The 26,260-nt window shown below is 70.3% G+C and carries 18 protein-coding genes; 14 read left to right on the forward strand and 4 right to left on the reverse strand.

The features are described from left to right. Nucleotides 1-43 precede the first annotated feature (43 nt). The 9 genes from ACFTQE_RS14710 (at nt 44) to ACFTQE_RS14750 (ending at nt 9,207) form a co-directional block, all read left to right on the forward strand. The gene (locus ACFTQE_RS14710; protein WP_376925777.1) at nt 44-1,546 is read left to right on the forward strand and encodes a sugar ABC transporter ATP-binding protein; all 1,503 of its coding nucleotides are present in this window, start codon (nt 44-46) and stop codon (nt 1,544-1,546) included. Beyond that, nucleotides 1,539-2,525, forward strand: a complete 987-nt coding sequence (locus ACFTQE_RS14715) for an ABC transporter permease (protein WP_376925778.1) — start codon at nt 1,539-1,541, stop codon at nt 2,523-2,525. Before ACFTQE_RS14710 ends, ACFTQE_RS14715 begins: the two co-directional genes overlap by 8 nt. 30 nt (nt 2,526-2,555) lie before the next feature. After that, on the forward strand, nt 2,556-3,218 hold the full coding sequence (locus tag ACFTQE_RS14720) for an RraA family protein (protein ID WP_376925779.1): 663 nt from the start codon (nt 2,556-2,558) through the stop codon (nt 3,216-3,218). Between the two features lie 41 nt (nt 3,219-3,259). Then, the gene (locus ACFTQE_RS14725) at nt 3,260-4,066 is read left to right on the forward strand and encodes an SDR family NAD(P)-dependent oxidoreductase (RefSeq protein ID WP_376925780.1); all 807 of its coding nucleotides are present in this window, start codon (nt 3,260-3,262) and stop codon (nt 4,064-4,066) included. Between the two features lie 62 nt (nt 4,067-4,128). After that, entirely contained in the window at nt 4,129-5,184 is a 1,056-nt protein-coding gene (locus tag ACFTQE_RS14730) for a mannonate dehydratase (RefSeq protein WP_376925781.1), read from the forward strand. A gap of 7 nt (nt 5,185-5,191) precedes the next feature. Continuing rightward, nucleotides 5,192-6,175, forward strand: a complete 984-nt coding sequence (locus tag ACFTQE_RS14735; protein WP_376925782.1) for a phosphotransferase family protein — start codon at nt 5,192-5,194, stop codon at nt 6,173-6,175. After that, on the forward strand, nt 6,168-7,439 hold the full coding sequence (eno, locus tag ACFTQE_RS14740; RefSeq protein WP_376925783.1) for a phosphopyruvate hydratase: 1,272 nt from the start codon (nt 6,168-6,170) through the stop codon (nt 7,437-7,439). The genes ACFTQE_RS14735 and eno overlap by 8 nt, the downstream gene beginning before the upstream one ends. Before the next feature lie 43 nt (nt 7,440-7,482). Beyond that, on the forward strand, nt 7,483-8,142 hold the full coding sequence (locus ACFTQE_RS14745) for a TrmH family RNA methyltransferase (RefSeq protein WP_376925784.1): 660 nt from the start codon (nt 7,483-7,485) through the stop codon (nt 8,140-8,142). Between the two features lie 48 nt (nt 8,143-8,190). After that, nucleotides 8,191-9,207: a magnesium and cobalt transport protein CorA gene (locus tag ACFTQE_RS14750; protein WP_376925785.1), complete on the forward strand. Its 1,017-nt coding sequence runs from the start codon at nt 8,191-8,193 to the stop codon at nt 9,205-9,207. 25 nt (nt 9,208-9,232) lie between these two features. On the opposite strand, the gene ACFTQE_RS14755 is transcribed toward ACFTQE_RS14750, so the two are convergent. Continuing rightward, the gene (locus ACFTQE_RS14755; RefSeq protein ID WP_376925793.1) at nt 9,233-11,050 is read right to left on the reverse strand and encodes a YhgE/Pip family protein; all 1,818 of its coding nucleotides are present in this window, start codon (nt 11,048-11,050) and stop codon (nt 9,233-9,235) included. Nucleotides 11,051-11,076: 26 nt separating this feature from the next. Beyond that, nucleotides 11,077-11,733 (reverse strand): hypothetical protein, encoded by a 657-nt coding sequence (locus ACFTQE_RS14760; protein ID WP_376925786.1) that lies wholly within the window; start codon nt 11,731-11,733, stop codon nt 11,077-11,079. A 123-nt stretch (nt 11,734-11,856) separates the two neighbouring features. Between ACFTQE_RS14760 and ACFTQE_RS14765 the strand changes: the two genes are divergently transcribed. Then, nucleotides 11,857-12,225, forward strand: coding sequence for a nuclear transport factor 2 family protein (locus tag ACFTQE_RS14765; protein ID WP_074259632.1), 369 nt, complete (start codon nt 11,857-11,859; stop codon nt 12,223-12,225). Nucleotides 12,226-12,415: 190 nt separating this feature from the next. Then, nucleotides 12,416-12,754 carry a hypothetical protein gene (locus ACFTQE_RS14770; RefSeq protein ID WP_376925787.1) on the forward strand — a complete coding sequence of 113 codons (339 nt, stop codon included), beginning with the start codon at nt 12,416-12,418 and terminating at the stop codon, nt 12,752-12,754. Nucleotides 12,755-12,877: 123 nt separating this feature from the next. Here ACFTQE_RS14770 and argG read toward each other — a convergent pair whose 3' ends face one another. Then, nucleotides 12,878-14,305 (reverse strand): argininosuccinate synthase, encoded by a 1,428-nt coding sequence (gene argG / locus ACFTQE_RS14775; RefSeq protein ID WP_376925788.1) that lies wholly within the window; start codon nt 14,303-14,305, stop codon nt 12,878-12,880. An 82-nt stretch (nt 14,306-14,387) separates the two neighbouring features. Here argG and ACFTQE_RS14780 point away from each other — a divergent pair, with 82 nt between their 5' ends. From ACFTQE_RS14780 to ACFTQE_RS14790, 3 genes are all read left to right on the forward strand, one after another. Continuing rightward, on the forward strand, nt 14,388-14,990 hold the full coding sequence (locus tag ACFTQE_RS14780) for a DUF3151 family protein (RefSeq protein ID WP_376925789.1): 603 nt from the start codon (nt 14,388-14,390) through the stop codon (nt 14,988-14,990). A 1-nt stretch (nt 14,991) separates the two neighbouring features. Next, a complete protein-coding gene (locus ACFTQE_RS14785; protein ID WP_376925790.1) occupies nt 14,992-16,278 on the forward strand; it encodes an adenylosuccinate synthase in 1,287 nt (428 codons plus the stop codon). Nucleotides 16,279-16,400: 122 nt separating this feature from the next. Next, nucleotides 16,401-24,128 (forward strand): DUF5979 domain-containing protein, encoded by a 7,728-nt coding sequence (locus ACFTQE_RS14790; RefSeq protein ID WP_376925791.1) that lies wholly within the window; start codon nt 16,401-16,403, stop codon nt 24,126-24,128. 87 nt (nt 24,129-24,215) lie between these two features. Here the strand turns inward: ACFTQE_RS14790 and ACFTQE_RS14795 are convergent, their stop codons facing one another. Further along, nucleotides 24,216-26,084 (reverse strand): alkyl/aryl-sulfatase, encoded by a 1,869-nt coding sequence (locus tag ACFTQE_RS14795; protein WP_376925792.1) that lies wholly within the window; start codon nt 26,082-26,084, stop codon nt 24,216-24,218. Nucleotides 26,085-26,260 lie beyond the last annotated feature (176 nt).

Below are 26,260 nucleotides of genomic sequence, written 5' to 3' on the forward strand. Positions count from 1 at the left end.
GGCACTGCGGTGCCCCGCCGGCGACCGAACAGGAGGTGAGTCCATGAGCGAGATCGTGCTGGAGTGCCGATCGCTGACCAAGCGCTTCGGAGCCGTTCGCGCGCTCGACGGAGTCGACTTCGAACTCCACCGCGGCGAGGTGCGTGCACTGCTCGGCAAGAACGGCGCCGGCAAGTCGACGCTCGTGAACCTCATCTCCGGTTCGCTGCAACCGGACGGGGGAACGATCTCGCTCGAGGGACGACCGGCGTCGTGGAGCGGGCCCGCGGCGGCGCAGGCCGGCGGCATCGCGGTCGTGCACCAGGAGTTCAGCCTCGTACCCGGCCTGAGCGTCGCCGAGAACATCACGCTCGGGCGCTGGCCGCGTCGCGGCGGATTCGTCGACGCGAAGGCGGTGCGCGAGCTGGCCGGCACCGCGCTCCGGCGACTCGGCGTCGTCGTCCCGCTCGACGTCGAGGTCGGGTCGCTGCCGCTCGCCGATCAGCAGATCGTCGAGATCGCCAAGGCGCTGGTCGACGACCCCCGGGTGCTGATCCTCGACGAGCCGACCAGCGCGCTGAACGCTCGCGAGGTGGAGAGCCTCCTGCAACTGGTCCGTCGCCTCGCGGCCGCCGGCATGTCGGTCATCTACGTGTCGCACCGCATGAAGGAGATCCCGCTCGTCGCCGACACTCTCACGGTGCTGAGGGACGGGAAGCTGATCGCCACGGAGATCGTCGCGGACGTGTCATCCGCTCGCGTCGCCGAACTCATCAGCGGCGAGAGCAGCGACCACGCCGCGTTCGTCAAGCGGGATCGCACCGCCGAGGCCGTCGTGCTCGCCGTCACGGGTGTCAGCGTTCCCGGCCGCCTCGACGACGTCTCGTTCCGCCTGCACGAGGGCGAGGTGCTCGGCATCGCCGGGCTGCTCGGATCCGGGCGCACGGAGCTGCTCGAGACCGTGTTCGGACTCCGCGACGACGCCACGGGCGAGGTCGCCATCGCCGGCACGCCGTATCCCCGCAGACGCCCCAAGCGGATGCTGGACCTCGGTGTCGCCTTCATCTCGGAGGACCGCAAGGGATCCGGGATCGTGCCGCAGCTCGGCGTCGGCGAGAACATGCTCCTCTCGGCGCGGGGCCGAGTGCTGCCCAAGTTCTGGCTGCGACTGCGGCAGGAGGCGGAGATCGTCGCGAAGACCATGTCGTCGATGTCGGTGCGGGCGTCGTCGCCCGAGCAGCCGATCGGCACCCTGTCGGGCGGCAACCAGCAGAAGGGCGTGATCGGGCGCGCGCTCGCCGCCGACATGCGGATCCTCCTGCTCGACGAGCCGACCCGAGGCGTCGACCTGCACGCGAAGGCGCAGATCTACGGCCTCATCCGAGAGCTCGCCGACCGCGGCGTCTCCTCCATCTTCATCTCATCCGAACTCGAAGAGATCGCAGAGGTCTGCGATCGAGTGCTCGTCCTCAGGGACGGGCGCATCCACGAACAACTCATGGGCGACGAGGCGACAGCCGAACGAGTGCTCGCCCTCGCCATGCAGCAGGAGGCTGACCGTGATTGAGACCACCCAGAGCACCACGCGCTGGCGCCACATCGTCGACCGCGTCCGCGGATGGGAGAGCCTCGGGCTGCTCATCGTGCTCGTCGTGCTCTACGCGGTGCTCGCGTTCGCCTCGCCGATCTTCCTGACCGTCGGCAACCAGCTCGCGATCCTGCAGAACGCAGCCTTCTTCGGCATCGTCGCCTTCGCGATGACGCTCGTGATCGTCGCCGGTGAGATCGACATCTCCGTCGGCTCGATGGCGGCGCTGTCCTCCTCGCTGCTCGGCGTCTTCGTCGTCCAGAACGGCGTCCCGTTCGTCTGGGCGGTCGTGCTGGTGATGCTCACCGCCGTCACCATCGGAGCCTTCACCGGGGTGATGCGGTCCTACTTCGGTGTCCCCACCTTCATCTCGACGCTCGCGCTGTACCTCGGGCTCCGCGGGCTGGCCCAGTTGCTGACGAACAACTTCCCGTTGCCGATCCCGAGCGACGACTTCTTCTACTGGGGCGACGGGCGCATCCTCGGCATCCCGGTCGCCGCCATCTACCTGGTGGTCGCCGCAGTGGTGGTCGCGGTGATCGCGAAGAAGACCGTGTTCGGTCGATCGGTCTACGCGGTCGGCGGCAACTCGAAGGCCGCCACGCTGTCCGGCATCCCGGTGCGTCGCGTGAAGATCGTCGTCATGATGATCTCGGCGCTCGCCGCATCCATCGCCGGCCTGCTGCAGAGCGCCCAGCTGTCGTCGGGCAACAGCACCATCGCCGTCGGCCTCGAGTTCGACGCGATCGCCGCGACCATCATCGGCGGCACGGCGCTCTCGGGTGGCAAGGGAACGGTCATCGGGACGATCATCGGCGTGGTCTTCATCGCCGCGCTGCTGAACGGAATGGTGCTGCTCGGGGTGAACCCCTACGCGCAGCAGGTCATCCGCGGCGCCGTCGTGCTGATCGCGGTGCTGGTGAACGTCTGGCGCACCCGGCACACCGCTGCCGCCTGAGTCATCCCGCCCCTCGTTGAAAGAGAGATCGTGAGCGCCCGTACCGACGCCGAACTGTTCGAACTGATGAAGACCGTGCTCTACACGCCCGTCGTGGGGGACATCCTCGATTCCATCGGTCGCACCCACCAGTTCCTCCCGCCCGCCGTGCGGCCGATGCTGCCGCACATGAAGCTCGCCGGCCGGGCGATGCCCGCGCTCGTCTCCGACGTGTACGGGCCGCAGCAGAAGCCGTTCGGCCTGCTCACCGAGGCGCTCGACCAGCTCGAGCCCGGTGAGGTGTACGTCAGCACCCGCATCGTCCAGCCCGTGGCCATGTGGGGCGAGATCCTCACCGCATCGGCCCAGCGACGGGGTGCCGTCGGCGCCGTCGTCGACGGGTACCACCGCGACACGCCGCAGGTCCTCGCCCGGGACTTCCCGGTGTTCAGCTGGGGCGGATATGCGCAGGACTCCTCCGTCAGGACGGTCGTCCGCGACTTCCGCGTGCCGGTCGAGCTCGGCGGTGTGCGGATCGCCCCCGGCGACCTGATCTTCGGCGACGTGGACGGGGTGCTGGTCATCCCGCGCAGTGTCGAGGACGAGGTGATCGAGGCCGCCGTCGAGAAGGCGAGCACCGAGAACCTGGTCGGCACGGCGATCGATGCGGGCATGAGCGCGACCGACGCGTTCGCACGCTTCGGCGTGTTGTGAACGGTGAAGGATTGCAGGACAGGAATGGAGAGGAGCGCATGATGCAGCGCAAGCATGAGGGCAGCGTCGTCGTCGTCACGGGAGGATCGGCGGGGATCGGGCGGGGTGCCGCCGAGGTGTTCGCCGCTGAGGGTGCGGCCGTGGTCGTCCACGGGCTCACGCAGGCCAACGTCGACGAGGTCGTGCAGCAGATCACCGCCGACGGGGGAGTCGCGATCGGCGTCGCCGGCGACGTCTCGCAGGAGGCGACCCATCGTGCGATCGCCGAGGCCGCGATGGCGCGCTTCGGCCGCATCGACCACCTTGTCACGTCGGCGGGCATCCAGACCTACGGCGACGCCGTGACGACGACCCCCGAGAGCTTCGACCGCGTGTTCGCGGTGAACGTGCGCGGAGTGTTCCTCGCCGTGCACCACACGATCGAGCAGATCAGGCGCAACCGCGGCACCATCACGCTCATCTCCTCGACGCAGGGCGTGGCGACGCAGAACAACGTCGTCGGGTACACCTCGACGAAGGGCGCGCTGAACGCGATGACGCGTGCGCTCGCGGTCGACGAGGCGGCCCACGGCGTGCGCGTCAACGCGATCCTGCCCGGGTCGATCGACACGCCCATGCTCCGCACCTCGGCGCGCGAGTGGTCCGACGGCACCGACGCCGGCGAAGAGGCGGTGATCGCGGAGTGGGGGCGGATGCACCCGCTCGGCCGCGTCGGCCGCGCGGCCGAGGTCGGCACGGTTTGCTCCTTCCTCGCCGGCCCGGAGGCCAGCTTCGTCAGCGGCGCAGAGCTCCGGGTCGACGGCGGGCTGCTCTCGCGCATCGCCGCATCCTTGCCCACGCGCGACTGACCCGCCTCGCCACCGCAGATCCACCAACGGCCCCGGCCACCCCTGAACGAACGGAAAGACCAATGATCCAGCTCAGCGAATTCCTTCCCCCTCGCCCGGAATCCTCGTGGAAGCTCATCCGCCAGGTCGGCGTCGACAACGTCGTCGGCGTGCTCAACGGCGGTGAGCAGGACCAGCGCATGTTCGCCTCGGTCGGCAGTGCGGGCTGGGAGATCGAGGACCGCGAGGAGGTGCCGTGGAGCCTGGCGGCGCTGCGCCACAACAAGGAGCTCTACGAGCAGTGGGGCTTCTCGCTGATCGCCACCGAGGACACCGCGCCGATGGACAAGATCCGCCTCGGCCAGGACGGCCGTGACGAGCAGATCGATCAGTTCATCGAGCAGATCCGCGCGCTCGGCGCACTCGGTGTGCCCACGATGGCCTACAACTGGATGGCCATCACCACGTGGGGTCGCACCGACACCGCGCTGCCCGACCGCGGAGGCGCTCTGGTGACCGGGTACACCCGAGCCGTGCAGCAGGCCAAGCCCGCGCTGCTGCCCGAAGGCGAGGTCACCGCCGAGGACATGTGGTCGGCCCTGGAGTACTTCTTGAAGGCCGTCGTCCCCGAGGCGGAGAAGGCGGGCGTCCGCCTGGCGATGCACCCGGACGACCCGCCCCAGAGCATGGACCGTGGCGTGCCGCGCATCATGAGCTCGGTGGCGGACTTCCGCCGGATGCTCGACATCGTGCCCTCGGACTACAACGGCACGACCTTCTGCCAGGGCAACTTCGCGCTGATGCCCGAGGTCATCTCGGGCGAGACGTCCATCCCCGAGGTCATCCGCGAGTTCGGCTCGGCGAAGATCCCGTTCGTGCACTTCCGCGACGTGCAGGGCACCGTCGACGACTTCCGCGAGACCTTCCACGACAACGGCCAGACCGACATGGCGGCCTGCCTCGAGGCGTACCACGCGATCGGCTTCGGCGGAGCGATGCGGCCCGACCACGTGCCGAGCCTCGAGGGGGAGTCGAACAGCACGCCCGGCTACGAGATGCTGGGGCGCCTGTTCGCGATCGGCTACATCCGTGGTCTCGAGCACTCCGCGTACGGCCACCCCGCCGCGCAGAAGGCCTGACCACGCCGTGCTCGACGATGACGACCGTGCACTCGTCGTGCGGATGGGGCTGGCGGAGGCGGGCGAGGAGGTGACGTTCGAGCCGCTCACCGGCGGCGTCTCCTCCGATATCCGCGTCCTTCGCGCCGGCGGGCGCACCGTGGTGCTGAAGCGCGCCCTCTCCCGGCTGAAGGTCGCCGAGGAATGGCACGCGCCCATCGGGCGGGGGCGAGCCGAAGCGCGGTGGCTCCGATACGCGGCATCCGTCGTTCCCGACGCGGTGCCCGCGGTGCTCGCGACCGATCCCGAGACCTTCGCGATCGCTCTGGAGTTCCTCCCGCCGGGCCGCTACGGGACGTGGAAGAGCGCGTTGCTCTCGGGCGAGGTCGACCCGGCGTTCGCCGGACGGGTGGGGCAGGTGATCGGTCGCATCCACGCCGCCAGCACGACCGCCCCCGGTCTCGCCAGTCGATTCGACAATCAGGATCTCTTCGAATCGCTCCGCATCGAGCCCTATCTCCGGCGCACGGCCGCCGCGGCGCCCGAGGCTGCTGCGCCCCTGGCCGAGGTCGTCTCGCTGCTCGAGGCGCCCGGGCAGGTCCTGATCCACGGCGACCTGAGCCCCAAGAACATCCTCAGGGGCGGTTCGTCGCCCGTGCTGCTGGACGCCGAGTGCGCGACCTGGTCGGATCCGGCGTTCGACGTCGCGTTCTGCCTCTCCCACCTCGCCCTGAAGTCCGTGCACCTGCCCGCGCTCGCTGCGCCGCTGCAGTCGTCCGCAGCAGCGCTCCGGCGGAGCTATCTCGCCGAGGTGACCTGGGAGGACCCCGCCGAGACCGATCGGCGCGTCTCCCGGATCCTCCCGGCGCTGCTCCTCGCCCGAGTCGTCGGCGCGTCGCCGGTCGAGTACCTCGACGAGGCGGCACGGGTCCGCGTCCGTACGCGTGCGGTCGCGATGCTCGCCGACCCAGGCCATTCACCCGAGAACGAAAGAGGTTTCCCCGATGTCTGAAGCGATCGTCGCCGTCAGGGCGCGAGAGGTCTGGGACTCCCGCGGCCTTCCCACGATCGAGGCCGAGGTCGTCACGGCCGGCGGCGCGGTCGGGCGAGCCATCGCGCCGGCGGGGGCATCCACCGGCCGACGTGAGGCGATCGAACTCCGCGACGGCGGTGCGCGGCTCGGGGGGCTCGGAGTCAGGGAGGCCGTGGCGCGAGTCGCCGCGACCGTCGAACCCGCGCTCCGCGGGCGGTCGGTGCTCGATCAGGCCGGTGCGGATGCCGTGCTCGACGGTCTCGATTCCGACCCCCAGAGGTCGTGGATCGGCGGGAACACCACGACGGCGGTGTCACTGGCGGTCGCGCATGCTGCTGCGGCATCCGAAGGACTGCCGCTCTGGGCCCGCCTCGACGCCGATGCCGTGCGACTCCCGCGCCCGCAGATCCAGATCCTCGGCGGCGGCGCGCATGCGGCCCACCGGGTGGCGGTGCAGGACTTCATGGCGTACCCGATCGCCGCGACCACGATGGCCGATGCACTGAGCGACGTCGCCGAGGTCTACCGAGCGGTCGGCGACGTGCTGCGCCGACGCGGTGCGCCACGGGGCGTCGCCGACGAGGGCGGCCACTGGCCCGAGGTCGCCGACACGCGCGACGCCCTGCAGGTGCTCGTCGACGGGATCCAGCTCGCGGGGCTGCGACCGGGCGCGGACATGGCGATCGCGCTCGACATCGCGGCGACGCAGTTCCATTCCGAGGGTCGCTATCGGGTGGGCGGCGTGGAGTACGACACCGCCGCCTGGATCGGGGAGCTCGCGGCGCTCTGCGCGGACTTCCCCGTGGCGACGGTCGAGGACCCGGCCGGGGAGGACGATCCGGAGGGCATGGCGATGGCCGTGCGCAGCTTCGACGCGATGGTCGTCGGTGACGACTTCCTCGTCACCGACGCGGCACGCGTGACCTCGGCCGCCGAGGATGCGCAGATCGGCGCCGCCCTGATCAAGGTGAACCAGGCCGGAACGGTCTCGCGGGCCGCGGCCGCGGTGGACGCCGCCCGGACGGCCGGCGCCGCCGTGATCGTGTCGGCCCGCTCGGGGGAGACCGAGGACGTGTCGGTCGCCCACCTCGCCACCGGGTGGCGCGCCGATGTCGTGAAGGTCGGGTCGATCACACGTGGCGAGCGCACGGCGAAGTGGAACGAGCTGCTCCGCATCGATGAGGCCCGCGGCGGGCTGCCGCTCGCCGACCCCATCGGCCCGCTTCGGGCGACCGCTCGCTGACCGGCTCGGCCGAGCCGTGGGGGAAGGGGTTAGCGTTGGGTGCGTGCACGAAGCCGCGAGTCCCGACGACGACCGAGTCCCGCCCCTGACCCACGGCGTCGGGCCGTGGCCGGGCGGCGAGGCCGAGTGGCCGGACGAACCGCACTTCGACCCCGAGCTGCTCGAGCACGGCGACACGCGCAACGTCATCGACCGCTACCGGTACTGGCGCATGGAGGCGATCGTCGCCGACCTCGACGAGCACCGGCACCCGTTCCACGTCGCCATCGAGAACTGGCAGCACGACATGAACATCGGCTCGATCGTGCGGAGTGCCAACGCCTTCGCCGCCGACACCGTGCACATCATCGGCCGCCGCCGCTGGAACAAGCGGGGGGCGATGGTCACCGACCGCTACCAGCACGTCGTCTACCACCCGGATGTCGCGGCGTTCGCCGAGTGGGCGCACGAGGCATCCGTGCCCGTGATCGCCGTCGACAACGTCGAGGGCTCGGTGCCCATCGAGGCGTTCGCGTGGCCCGAGCGCTGCGTGCTGCTCTTCGGACAGGAGGGTCCCGGGCTCTCGCCCGAGGCGACGGCGGCCGCCGACGCGATCGTCGAGATCACGCAGTACGGCTCGACCCGATCGCTGAACGCGAGCGCTGCGGCCGCGATCGCGATGCACTCCTGGGTGCTGACGCACGCCGTGCCGCCCGGGGATTGAGCCTGTCGGAACCCGCTCGACCGTGAGCTCGATGCCAGACTTGGCCCGATGACGGTCATCGACAACGCGATCTACCGCGACGGCACGCGCGTCGCCACCCCGGCGACCCTCGACGAGACGTTCGAACGCCGCGCCGAGCACGGTGGCTTCGCGTGGATCGGGCTCTACCGGCCCACCGACGCCGAGCTCGACGCGCTCGCCGAGGAGTTCGGCCTCCACTCGCTGGCGGTCGAGGACACGCGCAAGGGGCACCAGCGGGCCAAGCTCGAGCGCTACGGCGACACGCTCTTCGTCGTGCTGCGGCCCGCACGCTACCTCGACGACGTCGAGCAGGTGGAGTTCGGCGAGCTGCACGTGTTCATCGGGCCCGACTTCGCGATCACCATCCGTCACGCCGAGTCGCCGAACCTCGCGCGGGTGCGCCACCGCCTCGAATCCTCGCCCGAGCTGCTCGCGAAGGGGCCCGAGGCCGTGCTCTACGCCGTGCTCGACGAGGTCGTCGACGAGTACGCGCCCGTCGACTCGGGCCTCGAGAACGACATCGACGAGATCGAGGAGCAGCTCTTCTCGGGCGACCCGGCGGTCACGAGGCGCATCTACGACCTCGCGAGCGAGGTCATGGAGTTCCAGCGCGCGACCCGACCGCTCGTCGGCATGTTCGACGGCCTCGAGCGCGGCTTCGAGAAGTACGCCGTCGACCTCGAGCTGCAGCGGTACCTGCGTGACGTGAAGGACCACGTCATCCGCATCGTCGAGCGCGGCGACACGTTCCGCCAACTGCTGCAGAACGCCCTGCAGGTGCACTCGACGCTCGTGGCGCAGCGGCAGAACGAGGAGACGAAAGTGCTCTCCGAGGCGGCCGTCGCCCAGAGCGAGCAGGCCAAGAAGGTCTCGAGCTGGGCTGCGATCATCTTCGCGCCGACGCTCGTGGCCGGCATCTACGGCATGAACTTCACGCACATGCCCGAGCTCGACAAACCCTGGGGATACCCGTTCGCGGTCGCGCTCATGCTCGCCTTCGCGGGCGTGCTGTACGGACTCTTCAAGCGCAAGGGCTGGCTCTGATCGGTCGACGCCGCTGCCGCGGGGGTCAGCCGATGATGCTCGGCTCGAGGTCCCGCAGCGTCCGGTAGTGCGTCATGCGGGTGACGCCGAGCGCGGCGATGATCAGTGCGGCCAGCAGCCACATGGCGAGCACCGACGCATCCGTCGTGGTGCGGGAGAGGTCGCCCCCGTACATGAACTGGCGCATCGCGTCGACGACGTAGCTCATCGGCAGCAGGTGATGCAGGGCCGCGAGCGGGGCGGGAAGCGTCTGCCAGGGGAACGTGCCGCCGGCCGTGACGAGCTGCAGCACCATGAGCACGAGTCCGAGGAACTGCCCGACCTCGCCGAGCCACACGTTCAGCGCCAGGATGATCGCGGCATAGGTGAGGGAGGCGAACATCATGGTGGCGAGCGTGCCGAGCGGATGCACCATGGTGAAGTCGAGGGCGAAGGCGAGCACGAGGTAGAGCAGCCCCATCTGCAGCACGCCGAGCAGCCCCGGCGTGAGCCAGCCCGCGAGCGTCACCCGGAACGGAGAGTGCAGCGCGGTGACCGCGCGCCGCGAGACGGGCTTGACGATGAGGAAGAGCGCGTAGATGCCGATCCACCCTGCGAGGGCGGCGAAGAACGGAGCCAGTCCGGCCCCGTAGTTGGCTGCCTGCGCGACCGCGCTCGTCGTGAGCGACACGGGGTCGGAGATCGTCTGGGCCTGTGCTCGTCGCGTCTGCTCGTCCGAGTCCGGGATCTCCGCCGCACCGCTCGCGAGGCCGTCGTGGAGCTCGGCGCTGCCGCTCGCGACGGTTCCCGCCCCCGAGCTCAGGGCACCGGCTCCCTCGTTCAGGGTGCCGAGCCCGGCGTTCAGGGTGCCGAGGCCGTCGCGCAGGGTGACGGCGCCGGCCGCGAGCTCCGAGCTGCCGGCCGCGAGCTCGTCGATCTGCCCGACGACCTCCTGCACGCGCTGGTCGCCGGCCTCGAGGTCGGCGCCGATCGGATCGAGCCGTGCCAGCACCGCGTCGATCGTCGCCTGGTCGAGTCCGAGCGCCGCGAGGTCGGCCGCGAGGTCGGCGCGCACCTGCGGCAGGGCTGCGGTCGCACCTGCGACCGCAGTACCCACGCGATCGGCGGCTGCGGCGAGTTCGGCGTTGCCGTCGGCGACGCGAGCGGCACCGTCGGCGAGCGTCGTGGCTCCGGCGTCGAGCTGAGCGGCGCCGTCGACCGCGCTCGCGGCACCCGTCGCGAGCCGAGCCGAGCCGTCGGCGAGTTCGGCTGCTCCGTCGGCGAGCCGGGCCGCTCCCTCGCCCGCCTCGACGATCTTGCCGCGAATGGTCGAGATCGAGTCGAGCAACGTGGTGGCCGCTTCGTTCCCGACCTGCTGGGCGACGCTCGCGCGGATCCGATCGATGGCCTGCGATCCGATCGTGCTCGCGAGGTAGCTGTTCGCGTCGTACGTGTCGAGCTCGAGCCGGGCCTGATGAGGGTCGTCGCTCGAGACCGAGGCGAGCGCCTCCGAGAAGTCGGCGGGGATCGTGATCGCGAAGTCGAACTCGTCGTTCGCGAGCCCGTCCTCCGCCTCCTTCGCGGTGACGCGGTGCCAGTCGAACGCTCCCTGCCTCAAGAGCTCGTCGGCGACCTCGTCGCCGACGTTGCGAGCCGGGGTCGCGCCGTCGGCCGGGGTGCCGGTGTCTTCGACCACGAGGGCGACGGGCACCTCGGGCAGCTTCGCATAGGGGTCCTGGTTCGCCCAGAGGTACAAGCCGCCGTAGAGGATCGGCACCGCGATCAGGGCGATGAGCGCGAGCAACGACATCTTCGTCGAGGTGAGTCGACGCAGTTCGGCGGCGATCATCTGCGGCACCTTCATGCGCGGCACCGGAAGCTTCTGCGCGCTCATGCGAGGCCTCCCGCGGCGAGCGCGCGTTCGTCCTCGTCGCCGCCGCGCATCCGCGAGAGCATCGCGGCGGCACCGATCGCGGTCGCCGCGGCATCGCCCGCGACCATGAGCACGGCGTAGCCGCGCTCGGCGAGGTCCTTGCCCTGCTCCCACCAGTCGACGGGGTCGCCGCCGTGCCGGTCGGGTGCGACGACCACGAGTCCTTCGACGCCCGCGCGGAGGATCGCCAGCTCGGTCAGCAACTGCACCCGCTGCTTGGGGGCGACATTGGCGATGGGGAGTCGGGCGAGCCCGTCGAGCCCCGCGGCCCGGAGCCAGTGCATGACCGCCATGCGGCCGGATGGGAGGCCGGCGAACATGAGCTCCTCGGCGGTGACACCCGCGACGGTCACGCTCGGGGCCGGATCGGAGACGTCGGGAGCGTCGACGAGCGCGATGCGGCGACGGATGCCGGCGGCATCCGCTCGCCCGTCGAGCATGACCGTGCCGGTGTCCGCTCGCATCCGCCCCGATGCGAGCAGGCCGAGCACGGTGGGCCGCTGCTCGGTCTCGGCTCGCGCGAGCGTGGCCCTGCCCGACTCGTACGACAGGTTCGTGGTGGGCAGCGATCGCCCGTCCCGCCCCTTCGCGACCCCTCGGAGTTCGATTCTCATGGGCATGCCTCCCCGTGGCGTCGCCTCCCTGCAGTGTACAAACGCGCGTGCGCTTCGTACGGGCGGAGTCCGGGGTCGATGCCGGCTCTTCCCGCCATCCCCGATCGCGGTTACCGTTGGGGCATGACCGAGATCACCGACGATCTGCCCGCTCGACTCATGCACGAGGAACACGCCGGATGGCGGGCGATCGTCGAGGGCCGGGGTGGGGAGCACTACCAGCGTGCGATGACCCGCGACGCCCTCATGATCGTCGACGGCGCCGCATTCGGGCGCGACGAGATCCTCACGGCGATGCGGAGTGCTCCGCCGTGGGACGAGTACCACCTGCACGAACCGGCCGTGATCCGGCTCGGCGACCGCGCCGGCATCCTCGTCTACCGCGCCGTCGCTCGCAGGGGCGACGACACCGTGAACCTCCGGATGTCGACGACGTACCTCATCGAGGGCGGCTCGTGGCGGGTTGCGGCGCACCAGCAGACCGCCGCCTGATCGGCGTTTCCCGGTTGCTCGCGCGCCGTGCGGCCCGACCGGCCGCGTCCCCCGGTTTGGGGTACGCCGAGCGCGCGGCATGGGCCTACCCTTCAGGTGTGCGCGACGCCCACGACTCGGCATTCGCACCGGGTGCGGCCCTCTCTCCGACGGCGGAAACCCGTCACCCGAGTCGAGGGGAGACCCACCGATGTCCACCATCACACGACGCGTGACGGCGGGGCTCGCCGCTGTGCCGTTCATCGCGCTCAGCGTGCTCGGCGCAGGCGTCGCCGCCAACGCGACGTCACCGGTCGACGGCGACCACAGGGTGCCGTACTGCCACGCGACCCACAGCGCGAAGAACCCGTTCGTCTACATCGAGACCGACAAGGTCGCCGTGGTCAAGGCGCACGCGAAGCACCAGGACCTCGAAGACGTCTATCCGGGCTTCTGGTACGACGACCACGGCACCCCGACGTGGTTCCAGGGGCGCGGCGACCCGGACTTCGCCGAGAACGGCTGCACCGGGGAACGTCCTCCGAGCTGAGCTCTCGCCCGGTTCGGCGGTCGATCAGCAGGGGGAACGGATCGACAGCTCGGGTGGGCCGCCCGGGGGGACGGCTCGCCCGAGTGATCGCACTGCACTGACAGCGCGCTCGTGCGCGTCGGCTCAGTCGGTGCCGAGGTCGAACGCGGAAGCCTCGTTCGCGGCATCCGTCGCTGCTTCGAGCTCGGACTCGGCCGGCCCGGCGAGGATCTGCGCTGCGTCGCCGACCGAGAGGTCGCCGACGAGTGCAGCGGTCGCGCCGCCAACGAGGTTCAGGTGCGCGTACTGCTCGAGACGGGCGCGCGAGTCGGCGATGTCGAGGTTGCGCATCGTGAGCTGGCCGATGCGGTCCTCCGGGCCGAAGGCCTGGTCGCCGACGCGCTCCATCGAGAGCTTCTCGGGCTGGTAGCTGAGGGCGGGGCCGCTCGTGTTCATGATCGTGTAGTCGTCGCCGCGGCGCAGGCGCACCGTGACCTCGCCCGTGACAGCAGAGGCGACCCAGCGCACGATCGACTCGCGCAGCATGAGCGACTGCGGGTCGAGCCAGCGGCCCTCGTACATGAGGCGCCCGAGGCGGCGGCCCTCGTTGTGGTAGTTCGCGATCGTGTCCTCGTTGTGGATCGCGTTCACGAGACGCTCGTAGGCGAGGTGCAGCAGGGCCATGCCCGGCGCCTCGTAGATGCCGCGCGACTTCGCCTCGATGATGCGGTTCTCGATCTGGTCGCTCATGCCGAGCCCGTGGCGGCCGCCGATTGCGTTGGCCTCGAGCACGAGGGCGACCGCGTCGTCGAACCGCTCGCCGTTGAGCGCGACCGGGCGGCCCTGCTCGAACGTGATCGTGACGTCTTCGGCCGCGATCTCGACCGACTCGTCCCAGAACTTCACGCCCATGATCGGCTCGACCGTCGTGATGCCCTCGCTGAGCTCTTCGAGCACCTTCGCCTCGTGCGTCGCGCCCCAGATGTTCGCGTCGGTCGAGTACGCCTTCTCGGCGGAGGCGCGGTACGGAAGGTCGCGCTGCAGCAGCCACTCGCTCATCTCGGCGCGGCCACCGAGCTCGGTGACGAAGTCGGCGTCGAGCCACGGCTTGTAGATGCGCAGGCGCGGGTTGGCCATGAGGCCGTAGCGGTAGAACCGCTCGATGTCGTTGCCCTTGTAGGTCGAGCCGTCGCCCCAGATGTCGACGCCGTCGTCGAGCATGGCGCGAACGAGCAGCGTGCCCGTGACCGCGCGGCCGAGCGGGGTCGTGTTGAAGTACGCCTTGCCGCCCGAACGGATGTGGAAGGCGCCGCACTGCAGCGCAACGAGGCCCTCTTCGACGAGCGCGGCCCGGCAGTCGACGAGTCGCGAGATCTCGGCGCCGTACTCGATGGCGCGGCCGGGGACGGCCTCGACGTCGGGCTCGTCGGGCTGGCCGAGGTCGGCCGTGTAGGTGCAGGGCACCGCACCCTTCTCGCGCATCCACGCAACCGCGACAGAGGTGTCGAGGCCGCCGGAGAAGGCGATGCCGACGCGTTCGCCGACGGGCAGGCTGGAGAGGACTTTCGACATGCCCTCCAGCCTACTTGGCTGCGGGTTTCACTTGTCCCGTCGCCCAACCTCGCCGGGGAAGGGCCCCACGATAAGGTGGAGTGTGACTCCAGACCAATCAGCACCGGAGCCCGAGGCCTCGCTCGCCGATGAACCAGAGGTGCGCCAGGCGCTCGCCGATGGCGATCGGACGTCGGTCTCGGCGGTCGTCGCGGGGCATCCGTCGTCGCCCCTCGCCTGGACCGAACTCGCCGACCTCGCCGATTCCGAGGGCCGCACGATCGAGTCCTTCGCCTTCGCGTCCGTCGCGGCCGACCTCGCACGCGAGCAGCTCCTCGCCGGTGGTTGGCAGTCGGGCGACCCCGTCCCGTGGTCCGACGAGCCCAATCGCGCCTACCTGCGCGCCCTCGACACCCAGCGCCGTGCCGCCGAGGGGCTCGGCCTCGACGAGCGTGCCGGCCGCCTGGCCGAAGAGCTCGCGGTCGCCGACCCCGAGGCTCCAGCCCGCATCGCGTCGGAGTTCACCCCGACCCAGCTGATCACGATCGTCAGCGCCGCCGAGATCAGCGCCCACGACGACAGCGCCCACGACATCAGTGCCCACGACATCGCCGTCGACGAGGCCAGCAACCAAGCGACATCCGTCGCACAGACCGGCGACCTCGTCGCCGAACCCGCCGCGTCCGACGCGGCAGGAGAGGACTGACATGCCCGCGGCCGTATTGATCGGTGCACAGTGGGGCGATGAGGGCAAGGGCAAGGCGACCGACCTGCTCGGCTCGCGCCTCGACTACGTCGTCAAGTTCAACGGCGGCAACAACGCCGGGCACACCGTCGTCATCGGCGACGAGAAGTACGCCCTGCACCTGCTGCCGTCCGGCATCCTGACGCCCGGTGTCACGCCGGTCATCGGCAACGGCGTCGTGGTCGACGTCGAGGTGCTCTTCGAGGAGCTCGAAGGCCTCGAGGCGCGCGGCGTCGACGTCTCGAAGCTGCGCATCTCGGCCAACGCCCACCTCATCACGCAGTACCACCGCACGATCGACAAGGTGACCGAGCGGTTCCTCGGCAAGCGCCAGATCGGCACCACGGGTCGCGGCATCGGCCCCGCCTACGCCGACAAGATCAATCGCGTCGGCATCCGCATGCAGGACCTCTTCGACGAGAACATCCTGCGGCAGAAGGTCGAGGGCGCGCTCGACCAGAAGAACCACCTGCTCGTGAAGATCTACAACCGGCGAGCGATCGCCGTCGACGAGATCGTCGACGAGCTGCTGGCGTACGTCGACCGGCTGCGCCCGATGGTCACCGACACCGCGCTGCTGCTGCACCAGGCGCTCGAGCGCGACGAGACCGTGCTCTTCGAGGGCGGCCAGGCGACCATGCTCGACGTCGACCACGGCACCTACCCGTTCGTGACCTCGTCGAACGCGACGAGCGGCGGCGCGATCACCGGCTCGGGCATCGCGCCCAACAAGATCGACCGGGTCATCGCGGTCGTCAAGGCCTACACGACCCGCGTCGGCGCCGGGCCATTCCCGACCGAGCTCTTCGACGAGTGGGGCGACTTCCTCACCGAGCAGGGGCACGAGTTCGGCACCACGACCGGTCGCAAGCGCCGCACCGGCTGGTACGACGCTCCCATCGCCCGCTACGCGTCGCGCATCAACGGCGTCACCGACTTCGTGCTCACCAAGCTCGACGTGCTGACGGGCATCGAGCGCATCCCGGTCGCCGTCGCCTACGACGTCGACGGCCAGCGCTTCGACGAGGTGCCGGTCTCGCAGTCCGACTTCCACCACGCGAAGCCGATCTACGAGGAGTTCCCCGGCTGGACCGAAGACATCTCGGGCGCCCGCGAGTTCTCCGACCTGCCGGCGAACGCCCAGTCGTACGTGCGCGAACTCGAGGCCATGAGCGGTTCGCGCATCTCGGCGATCGGCGTCGGCCCCGGCCGCGACGAGATCGTCACCCTGCACGACCTGCTCGGCTGAGAGCGGGCGGCGAGTCCTTCCTTCCTCCTGCGCGCCCTCGATAGGGTCGAATCGGGTGCCTGAATCGTCGGCACCCGATTCAGCCCAGGGGCGGCCGCACGGCCGGGGGCGAGGGGGAGTAGATGTCGATCATCCGTCGTACGCTCGCAGGCGTCGTGGCAGCAGTCTTCGCGATCGGGCTCACGGCCCCGGCCGTGCTGCCCGCCGCCGCCGCACCGGATGATGCCGTCTTCCTCCTCACGAAGACGGTCAACCCCGACACCTCGCCGTACCAGCCGGGCGAGCAGTTCAGCTACACGATCGAGCTGACCTGCAACAGCAACCTCGTCGACACCTGCCTCGATGCGCAGCTCAGCGACACGCTGCCGGCACCCCTGATCTTCGACCCATCGGTGACGCCGCCCGTCTCGGTCAGCGGCGGCGGCACGACCGCGATCACGTACAGCGGTTCGGACTTCACGGTCGACTTCACCACGCAGGGCGGCGAGGGCATCGGGCAGCCGGCCGGAACGAAGGCGGTCGTCACGGTCTTCGTGCAGGTGCCCGCCGACATCAGCGCCGACTACAACGACGCCGCCATCGTGAACACGGTCGCCGCGACCGGCACCAACGCGCTGCCGGTGGATGCCTCGGCGTCGATCACGATCGAAGTGCCCGAGGTGCTCGACTCGACCGTGCAGAAGTCGGTCGACGACCACCAGCCCGACGGCACGCCCGGCATCCCCGCGCTGCCCGGCCAGCCGGTCGACTACACGATCGGAGGCGGCAACGCGTCGAACCGATCGGTCGACCAGATCGTCGTGCAGGACCCGGCCGACGGTGTCGCGAGCCCGTTCGACAGCTACTTCGACTTCACCGGCATCACCTCGATCACCCCGCCGGCCGGCGCCGACCAGGTCCAGATCGAATGGCTCGATGATGCGGGCGTCTGGCACGTCGCCTACGCCACGGGGCCGATCCCGTCCGACTTCACCGACATCCCCGACGTCGATCCGCTCTCCGACGTGAAGGGACTGCGGTTCACCTTCAGCTCGACGACCGGCCAGCTGCCGCCGACGCCTCCCGGCGAGGAGGCGGCCATCGGCATCGGCGCCGAGACGAACGACACCGTCGAGGACATCCCGGCCGAGCAGTCGGTGACCGTGCCCAACACCGCGTCGTCGAACATCGTCGTGCACGGCGACTCGAGCCCGCCGAAGACCGCGCCCGGCGACGCCGTCGTCTCGAACACCGGGCCGTTCGTCGACACCGAGAAGTCGTTCGCGAACCCCGAGCTGCTCGCCGGGCAGCAGACGACGGCGACGATCACCTCGACCAACGGGTTCCGCCCCGTCACCTCCATGGTCATCCAGGAGCCCACGCCGGGTTCACCCGACCTCGGCGAGCAGGGCCTCTCCTTCGACGGGTTCACGAACGGCGTCGTGTGGCCGCCGAACGCGACCGGGGCCACCGTCACCTACGTCTACGACGACGGCACGGAGGAGACGCTCACGGCCGGCGCCCCGAACACGCTGCCCGATCCGACGAGAGCGGGAGTCGTCGGGTTCACCGTGACCTTCACCGGGCCGATCACGCAGAATGCCACGGCCACCCTGCCGTTCACCGTGACGGCCCAGCCCGTCGACACCGAAGACGTCGTGAGCACCAACAACACGACGACGACCGTCACCGACGAGCTCGGCAAGCAGGGCGACGACGAGGACGCAGCCGACATCACGCGGCAGCCGGGTCGGGTCTCGACCACGATCGACAAGAACATCGCGCGCGACGAGATCTGGGCGGTGCCGGGGTCGACCACCGACGTGAGCTTCCTCGCGACGGTGAACAACGGGCAACCGAACCCCTCGACGATCGGCTCCGAGTACCTGATCGTGAGCGATCCGCCGAACCCGCTGCCGGGCGACCCGGTGACGCCGTTCTGGAACACCTTCGACGCCGACCAGATCGTCGCCGGGGTTCCGGCCGACGCCGATCTCCAGGTGCAGTACTGGGACGGGAACGCGTGGGTCGACCTGCCCGGCGGGCAGCTCGACGGCGCGGGCAACCTCGTGGTCACGATTCCCGATGGCCTGAAGGACGACATCCAGGGCATCCGATTCGTCTACACCCCGAAACCCGGTGAGCTGCTGCCGCCCGGCTTCCAGGTCGCCCCGACGGTCACGGTCGAGACGCGCGACGAGTTCCGCGACGGCTCGGGATCGGTCGCCGATGCGGCCGAGGCGGCCGACCCGCTCAACGTCGCGAACACGGCCGGTTCCGCGGTCGACAACCCGAACGACACGAGTCCCGACGACAACACCGCGACCGACGGCGACGACATCGACCTGAAGCCGATCGACGGCGGCGGCCCCGGCCCCGACCTGCTCGAGAAGCACTGGATCGTCGACCCCGCCGACCCCCTCTTCGCATTCAGCGAGGACCGGCGCACGGCGCGCATCTCGTGGTCGACCGAGGGGCTGCCGTTCGACTCCGTCGCCATCACCGACGACCCGACCGCGGGCCCGGGCTACGGCGACGCCGCGATCGCCCAGTCGGCCTTCGACGCATGGAACCTCGTCGAGATCGCCGCGATCGACGGTGCGCTCGACCCGTCGATGCAGTACGACCGCATCGCCGCCGTCGAGCTCTTCAACGGCGACACCGGCGCATGGGACGACGTCACGTCGGCCGCCTGCGGCGACGGCACCGCGTGCGACGGGGCGTTCCCGGGCTACGTGCTGTCGGCCGCCGAGGTCGAGAGCACCCGTGCCGTGCGGCTCACCTACGAGGAGGGCTCGCACCGCGGCGGCGGCACCGGCCCGGCGCCCGGCTCGGGTGTCGCCGCCTCGTACGACCACGACCGCGGCCTCGATCTCGTGTTCGAGCTGCGCGACTTCAAGCGCAGCGACGGCGGCCCGGTGACGGGCACCCTGCACAGCGAGGACTACAACTCGGGTCAGCCCGGCGTCGTGAACAACACGGCAGGCCTCGTCGGCGACGGCCCCGCGCCGATCGACGAGCGCGACGACGACCTCATCACGATCCTCGACGCGACGGTCAACGTCTCGGTGTCGAAGACCTTCGACCAGGACTCGCTGCCGATCCCGCCAGCCACCGAACCGCAATCGCGCTACCCGCTCGTGACCGCCACGATCACGGCTCGCAACGAGACCGAGGCGTCGGTGGCGACGCTCCAGATCACGGATCCGGCACCCGGCTCGGCGACCGACATGTACGAGTACCTCAACCTGTACCGCATCGACTCGATCACGGTTCCGGCCGATGCGACGCAGTCGACGGTGACGCTCACCCGTGAGGGCGGTGCGGACGACGCGCCGATCTCGATCGCCGCGGCGCTCGCGCTCGGACACGACGACCTCGACGACGTCATCGGTGTCACGGTGCTGCACACCGACCCCGCCGGCGTCGAGATCCTGTCCACGGAGCAGAGCACCGTGCTCCTCACGTACCAGCTCCGGAAGACCGAGCGCAGCAACCCGGCGGAACCGGTGACGACCGCCGACCTCGCGACCAACGTCGCGGGCGCCGAGGTCACGCGCCCCGGCGGCAACCCCGCCATCGACGAGGCATCCGGCACCGACACCGACACCCTGCCGTTCGTCGAGGCGACGTACGGCGTCGTCGCGCAGAAGAGCATCGACCCGGCGTCGCGTTTCGAGGACGAACCCCGTGACGGGTACACGGTGACGCTCACCGGCCAGCCGACCGGCAACGTGCGCACGACCGTGCTCTCCATCACCGACGCTGAGCCGACCTTCTGGAACGCCTTCGAGTTCGCATCGTTCCCGACCGCGACGCTGCCGCAGAACCTGCATCAGCTTCGCGTCTCGGCGCTCGTCGGCGTCGAGTGGGCACTCGACGCCGGCACCGGTGAGCTCGGCTACACCTGCAACGGGTCGGCCGATCTCACCGCGTGCTGGGTCGTCGGCAACTGGCAGAACACCGCTGCCGACAGCACCGTGCTGCCCGAACTGCCGAGCGGTGTCGCGAGCCCCGCCGACGTGCGCGGACTGCGCTTCGAGGTCCGCGTCAACGACGACATGACGAACTGGGAGAACCCGGTCAACCCGATCGTGCCGATCGCGTTCACGGCCGACCGGCTCGAGTTCCTGCACTACGGCCCGACGGGCGAGGTCGACTCGGTGCCCGTGCCGACGACCCAGCCGGGTCAGCCGATCGCGCCGGGCGAGGCCGCGGCAGGCACCATGACCGACGTCGTGGGGGTGCACGGCACCGGAGCCTGGGATGCCGCCGGCGGCACGGTCTGGGAGGCCGACGCCGACGCGACCGACAGCACGCAGCTGCTGCACCTGCAGAACGCGATCAAGGTCGAGAAGGTCCCCGGCAACGGTTCGGACGGCTCGGCGTCGCAGCAGTTCCCGCCGAGCGGGGCGATCCCGTACCGCATGACCGTCACGAACACCGGGGACTGGCCGATGACCGGCTTCGCCCTCACCGACCAGGTGGCGACCGACGCGAGCGGCTCGCTGCTCGTGCCGGTGCCCGGGGCCGACCCCGTGTTCGCCTTCACCCTCACCGCCGCCGACGGCACGGTGCTCGATGCGAGCGGCTTCTCGGGCGTGCTCGACACGACCACCGGTCTCGTCACCATCACCGTGCCGGCCGGATTCGTCTTCGAGCCGGGGGAGGTGCTCGTGATCTCGGCCACGCTGGAGTTCCGCCCGAACCTCGCGCCCGGCACACCGGTCGGCAACACGATCACGGCGACGAGCGATCGCACGTTCGACACGTGCGAGTCGACCGCGTTCGCCCAGCCCGTGCCACCGACGCAGGTGGTCGAGGAGTGCGCGGCGAACACGACGGTCAACCCGACCGCAGCCGCACCGATCTCGATGCAGAAGGGCGTGCGGGGAGTCGGAGCCGGAATCCCCGGCGCCGCGCCCGGCGACCCGAACTTCAACGACCTCGGCGTGCTCAACACGGCCGACCCGACGTCGGCCGCCGCGTGCGCGGCATCCAACGCGGGGGTCCCCGGCTACTACCTCAACAACTGCGTTCCGATCACGCGCCCCGGCGGCGTCGAACGGTGGTTCGTCGGCTTCACCAACCTCGGCAACATCCCGGTGCGATCGATCGGCGGCATCGACGTGCTGCCGGCCGTCGGCGACACCGGCGTCACGGTCGGCACCAGTCGCGGCTCGGAGTGGTCGCCGATCTTCCTCGGCAACGTCGACATCCTCGACACCACGGTGACCGTCACGACGTCGTACCTGACCACCGTGCCGGCGCGCGAGTGCAACGCGGCGGACATCGAGTTCACCACGCTCACGACGCCGATGCCGACGACCGATCCCTGCTACGCCGACGTCAGCACTCGCGACTGGATCGAGTTCACCGATGCCACTCCTGCCGCTGAGCTCGCGCAGGCGAAGGCGCTCAGGATCGTCGTGGACTGGCCCGACGGCGGGGGCCTGGCGCCGGGCGCGTCGGGCGGCCTGACCTTCGACACGCAGACGCCCTACTCGAACCCGGCGGCCGTCGACGGAGGGCTCCCGGTCGCGTGGAACGCCGTCGCGGCGGGCTCGCGGGGTGATTTCAACGATGCCGAGGTCTACCAGGGCCCGGTCGAGCCGGTGCGAGCCGGCGTGGCCGTGCCGACCAGTGAGATCGCGCTCGAGAAGGAGGTCGTCGTGCCCGCCGACTGGCCGGCCGACTGGGAGCTGCCGACCTCGTACGACTTCGACGTGCAGTGCACCTCGGGCGGCGAAGCCGTCACGCTCGTCGACGGTTCGGGCAACCCGGCATCGCCGGTGTCGGTGCCGGCCGACGGCACGCGCGTCGTCGTCGGCTCGGGCACGAGCCTGCCGATGTACTCCGACTGCACCGTGCAGGAGGTCGCCGCGCAGGGCTCCACCGTCACGTACGACCCGGTCGGGGCCGGCGGCCGTTCGGGCGAGGTGACTGCGCGACGCGACCTCACGGTCCGGCCCGACGTGCATCACCCCGCGCCCGACCAGGGCGAGCTCGAACAGGTCACCGTCACGAACACGTACGAGATCGGCGGGTTCTCGGTCAGCAAGGCGGTCGACAACGGCGGCGCCGAGAACCAGGACGGCGAGGCGATCGAGTACGAGTCCGTCTTCCGCTTCAGCGCGCAGTGCGAGTTCGAGGGCGTGACGGTGCTCGACATCGAGTTCGACCTCGCGGATGGCGCCGTGCAGTCGTTCCCCGAGCTGCCGGTCGGCGCGGTCTGCACCGTCGAGGAGATCGATCAGCGTGGCGCCGACACGACGATGGTCATCACCGAGAACGGCGTCGACGACGACCTCGGCGCCGTCACGAGCGCGGAGTTCACCGTGCTGCCCGACGATGCATCCGGACAGTCGGTCACCCTCGTGGCCGTCACGAACCACTACACGGTCGGTTCGGTCGAGGTCGTGAAGTCGGTCACCGGCACGGGAGCGGATGCCTGGGGCGGCACCTTCGGCGACTTCGAGGTGCGCCTCGTCTGCACGCTCTTCGCCGCCGACCCCGACGTCGTCTACGACGGCACGCACACCCTGACGAAGGACGCCCCGGGCGACGTGTGGACCGTCGACAACCTGCCGACCGGTGCCTCCTGCCGGGTCACCGAGATCGACGACGGCGGTGCGACCGAGTCGAACGTCTCGCCGCCCGGCCGGTTCGTCGTGGGCGACGCATCGGCCGAGGAGCCCGTGCGGATCGACATCGAGAACGAGTTCCGCACCGGGGCGCTCGACGTGCTGAAGCACGTCGCAGGCCCCGGCGCACCGGACTTCTCCGAGGGCGAGTACGTGTTCCAGGTCGTCTGCACCTACGAGGGCGAGACGGTCGTCGACCAGGAGCTCGTCGTCGAGAGCGATGGCGGAGCAGGGCCGTTCCGGAGCGAGACGATCAGCGGCATCCCGGTCGGCGCCGAGTGCGTGGTCACCGAGACCGACGCGGGCAATGCCGACGAGCCCGCGCCGCCGGTGACCGTGACGATCGCCGACCAGGCCGAGGCGGGTGTCGAGACCGTCGTCACCGCCGGGTTCGTCAACGAGTTCTCGCTCGGAACCATCGAGCTCACGAAGGACGTCGACGGCGAGGCGGCCGACGCCGAGTACGTCGTCGACGCGGTCTTCACGGTGCAGGTCACGTGCCAGCTGGACGTCGACGGGCAGCTGGTCACGCTCTACGACGGCGCCGTCGAGATCCGGGCGGGCGAGACGGTCGAGGTCGTCGATGCGAACGGCGACCCGGTGCTCCTGCCGGGTGGCACGCACTGCTTCGCCGCCGAGACCGACGAGGGCGGCGCGTCGACCGCGACGGTCGACTTCGACTCCTACGACAACGCGGCGATCGTCGAGGCATCCGAGACGGCCCAGCTCCTGACCATCACGGCGACGAACACCTTCGACGAGGGCAGCCTCGTGCTCGAGAAGACGGTGAGCGGCGACGTGTCGCAAGCGGCGGGCAAGACGTTCCGCATCGAACTCACGTGCGTGCTCGATCGCGGCGCCAACGAGCCGTACGTCGCCCTCGACGCCGAACCGGTGACGATCACAGCCGGTGAGACGAAGCTGGTCGACGGGCTGCCGGTCGGTGCCGAGTGCTGGGCGGAGGAGGTCGCGAACGGCGGTGCCGTCGAGGTCACAGTGAGCGCGACGATGGCGGCTCCGGTGGTCGTCGGCGATGACGAGATCGTCACGATCACCGTCGACAACCGCTTCGCCCCGCCGCTGCCCGCGACGGGCGTCGACGGAGATGCGCTCGCCGCTCGCCTGACCTGGGCCCTGCTCCTCACCGGCGGCGGCCTGGCGCTCGTGGCGTTCGTGCTCGTGCGCCGGCGACGCAGCCGGGCGGAGCGGACGTTCGGCGCCGGCTGACCCGACGGCGCCCGCTGACTGCGGAGCAACGACGAACGCCCGACCGGTTGTCCCGGCCGGGCGTTCGTCGTCGGAGTGCGGTGCCCGCTACGGCGTGACGATGTCGAATGCGTCGTCGCCGGGGTCGATGACCCCGAGGAGCCGTTCGAGCACCGTCGCATCGCCGTCGAGGTCGACGCCGGCCGAGGCCGAGTCGCCGCCGAGGAGCGCCAGGAGGCGCCCCTTTGTGAGGCTCAGCGTCAGCTCGACGTCGCCCGCGCCGTCTTCGAGGTAGATCAGCACGCCGTTGCGGAGCGTGACCCGGAACCGGCGGTCGAGGTCGGTCAGCAGGATCGCGAACGACAGGTCGAGGTCCCAGGCTTTCGGGCCGTCGATCTTGATCGCGATCGCATCGAGCAGCTGCTCGGGGCTGAGCTGGGCGAGCATCGAGGGGGCGCTCGTCTTCGTCGGCGTGCCGAAGTTGCCAACGCGCAGCTCGGTCGCCCCCGAGAGGAAGAAGTTGCGCCAGGTGCCGTTCTCCGAGCCGTAGGCGAGCTGCTCGAGCGTGTCCGCGTAGAGCACCCGTGCCGCCTCGTGGTGCTCGTCGACGAACACGGCGTGGTCGAGCAGCGTCGCCGCCCAGCGGAAGTCGCCGGCGTCGAACGCGGCCTGCGCGAGCTCGACGACGCGATCGATGCCGCCGATCGCATCGACGTAGCGCGCGGCGATCGCAGCCGGCGGGTGCGGCCAGAGCCGTGCGGGGTTGCCGTCGAACCATCCGAGGTAGCGCTGCACGATCGCCTTGACGTTGTGGCTGACCGAGCCGTAATAGCCGCGCGCGTGCCACGCCTGCTCGAGGGCGGGCGGCAGCTCGAAGATCTCGGCCGCCTCGGCCCCGGTGTATCCACGGTTCACGAGTCGCAGCGTCTGGTCGTGCAGGTAGGCGTACAGGTCGCGCTGTGTGGAGAGGAACTCGACGACGCGCTCCGGGCCCCAGGTCGGCCAGTGATGCGAGGCGAAGACGACGTCGGTGCCGTCGGCGTACCGGGTGATCGCCTCGGTGAGGTACTGCGACCACACGTGCGGGTCGCGAACGACCGCTCCGCGGAGCGTCAGCAGGTTGTGCAGGTTGTGCGTGGCGTTCTCGGCCATGCAGAGTGCACGGTAGCGCGGGAAGTAGAAGTGCATCTCCGACGGCGCTTCGGTGCCCGGCGCCATCTGGAACTCGATCTCGACGCCGTCGACGGTGTGCGTCTGGCCCGTCGTCGTGATCTCGAGCGTCGGGACGATCATGCCGATCACGCCGGTCGACGTGGTCTGGCCGAGGCCCGCGCCCACGGCGCTCTGCGGCCCTCGCTCGAGCGCCGCGCCGTACATGTAGCCGGCGCGCCTCGCCATGGCCGTGCCGGCGTAGACGTTCTCGGCGACGGCGTGCTCGACGAAGCCCTCGGGCGCGATGACCTGCACCGTGCCGGCGTCGACCTCGGCCTGCGTCGTCACGCCGAAGACGCCGCCGAAGTGGTCGACGTGCGAGTGGGTGTGGATGACGGCGACGACCGTGCGATCCCCGCGATGGGCGCGGTACAGCGCGAGCGCGGCGGCCGCAGTCTCGGTCGAGATGAGCGGGTCGATCACGATGACGCCCGTGTCGCCCTCGACGATCGTCATGTTCGAGAGGTCGAGTCCGCGAACCTGGTAGACGCCCTCGACGACCTCGTAGAGTCCCTGCCGCGCGACGAGCTGCGACTGGCGCCAGAGGCTCGGATGCACCGTCGCCGGCGCTTCGCCGTCGAGGAAGGCGTAGCTGTCGTTGTCCCAGACGACCTCGCCGGCGTCGTTTCGCACGACACCCGGCTCGAGTGCGGCGATGAAGCCGCGGTCTGCATCGTCGAAGTCACGAGTGTCGTCGAACGGCAGCTGCGCGAGCGCCGCCGCCTGTTGCGCGCGGATGGTGTCCGTGGCCGGCTTGTGGTCCATTGAATGAAGTTCCCCCTTCACGGGCGCGATCGCCCTCTGCCATCGTGGCAACCGGTCACGGTCGATGCAAGGGAACGCGCACCGGGCGCCCCAGGGGGCCCGAGCCCCGGGGACGACGAAGGGGGCGGATGCCCGTGGCATCCGCCCCCCGGGGGCATATACACAACTCCGAGCCC

This window comes from Agromyces sp. NPDC056965 (assembly GCF_042673425.1).
GTDB lineage: Bacteria > Actinomycetota > Actinomycetes > Actinomycetales > Microbacteriaceae > Agromyces.

What these genes read in the sequence shown, in the direction of transcription:
- ACFTQE_RS14710 (WP_376925777.1), top strand. Translation starts at nt 44, where the DNA reads ATGAGCGAGATCGTGCTGGAGTGCCGATCGCTGACCAAGCGCTTCGGA.
- ACFTQE_RS14725 (WP_376925780.1), top strand. Translation starts at nt 3,260, where the DNA reads ATGCAGCGCAAGCATGAGGGCAGCGTCGTCGTCGTCACGGGAGGATCG.
- ACFTQE_RS14730 (WP_376925781.1), top strand. Translation starts at nt 4,129, where the DNA reads ATGATCCAGCTCAGCGAATTCCTTCCCCCTCGCCCGGAATCCTCGTGG.
- eno (WP_376925783.1), top strand. Translation starts at nt 6,168, where the DNA reads ATGTCTGAAGCGATCGTCGCCGTCAGGGCGCGAGAGGTCTGGGACTCC.
- ACFTQE_RS14750 (WP_376925785.1), top strand. Translation starts at nt 8,191, where the DNA reads ATGACGGTCATCGACAACGCGATCTACCGCGACGGCACGCGCGTCGCC.
- ACFTQE_RS14755 (WP_376925793.1), bottom strand. Translation starts at nt 11,050, where the DNA reads ATGAAGGTGCCGCAGATGATCGCCGCCGAACTGCGTCGACTCACCTCG.
- ACFTQE_RS14760 (WP_376925786.1), bottom strand. Translation starts at nt 11,733, where the DNA reads ATGAGAATCGAACTCCGAGGGGTCGCGAAGGGGCGGGACGGGCGATCG.
- ACFTQE_RS14765 (WP_074259632.1), top strand. Translation starts at nt 11,857, where the DNA reads ATGACCGAGATCACCGACGATCTGCCCGCTCGACTCATGCACGAGGAA.
- ACFTQE_RS14770 (WP_376925787.1), top strand. Translation starts at nt 12,416, where the DNA reads ATGTCCACCATCACACGACGCGTGACGGCGGGGCTCGCCGCTGTGCCG.
- argG (WP_376925788.1), bottom strand. Translation starts at nt 14,305, where the DNA reads ATGTCGAAAGTCCTCTCCAGCCTGCCCGTCGGCGAACGCGTCGGCATC.
- ACFTQE_RS14785 (WP_376925790.1), top strand. Translation starts at nt 14,992, where the DNA reads ATGCCCGCGGCCGTATTGATCGGTGCACAGTGGGGCGATGAGGGCAAG.
- ACFTQE_RS14790 (WP_376925791.1), top strand. Translation starts at nt 16,401, where the DNA reads ATGTCGATCATCCGTCGTACGCTCGCAGGCGTCGTGGCAGCAGTCTTC.
- ACFTQE_RS14795 (WP_376925792.1), bottom strand. Translation starts at nt 26,084, where the DNA reads ATGGACCACAAGCCGGCCACGGACACCATCCGCGCGCAACAGGCGGCG.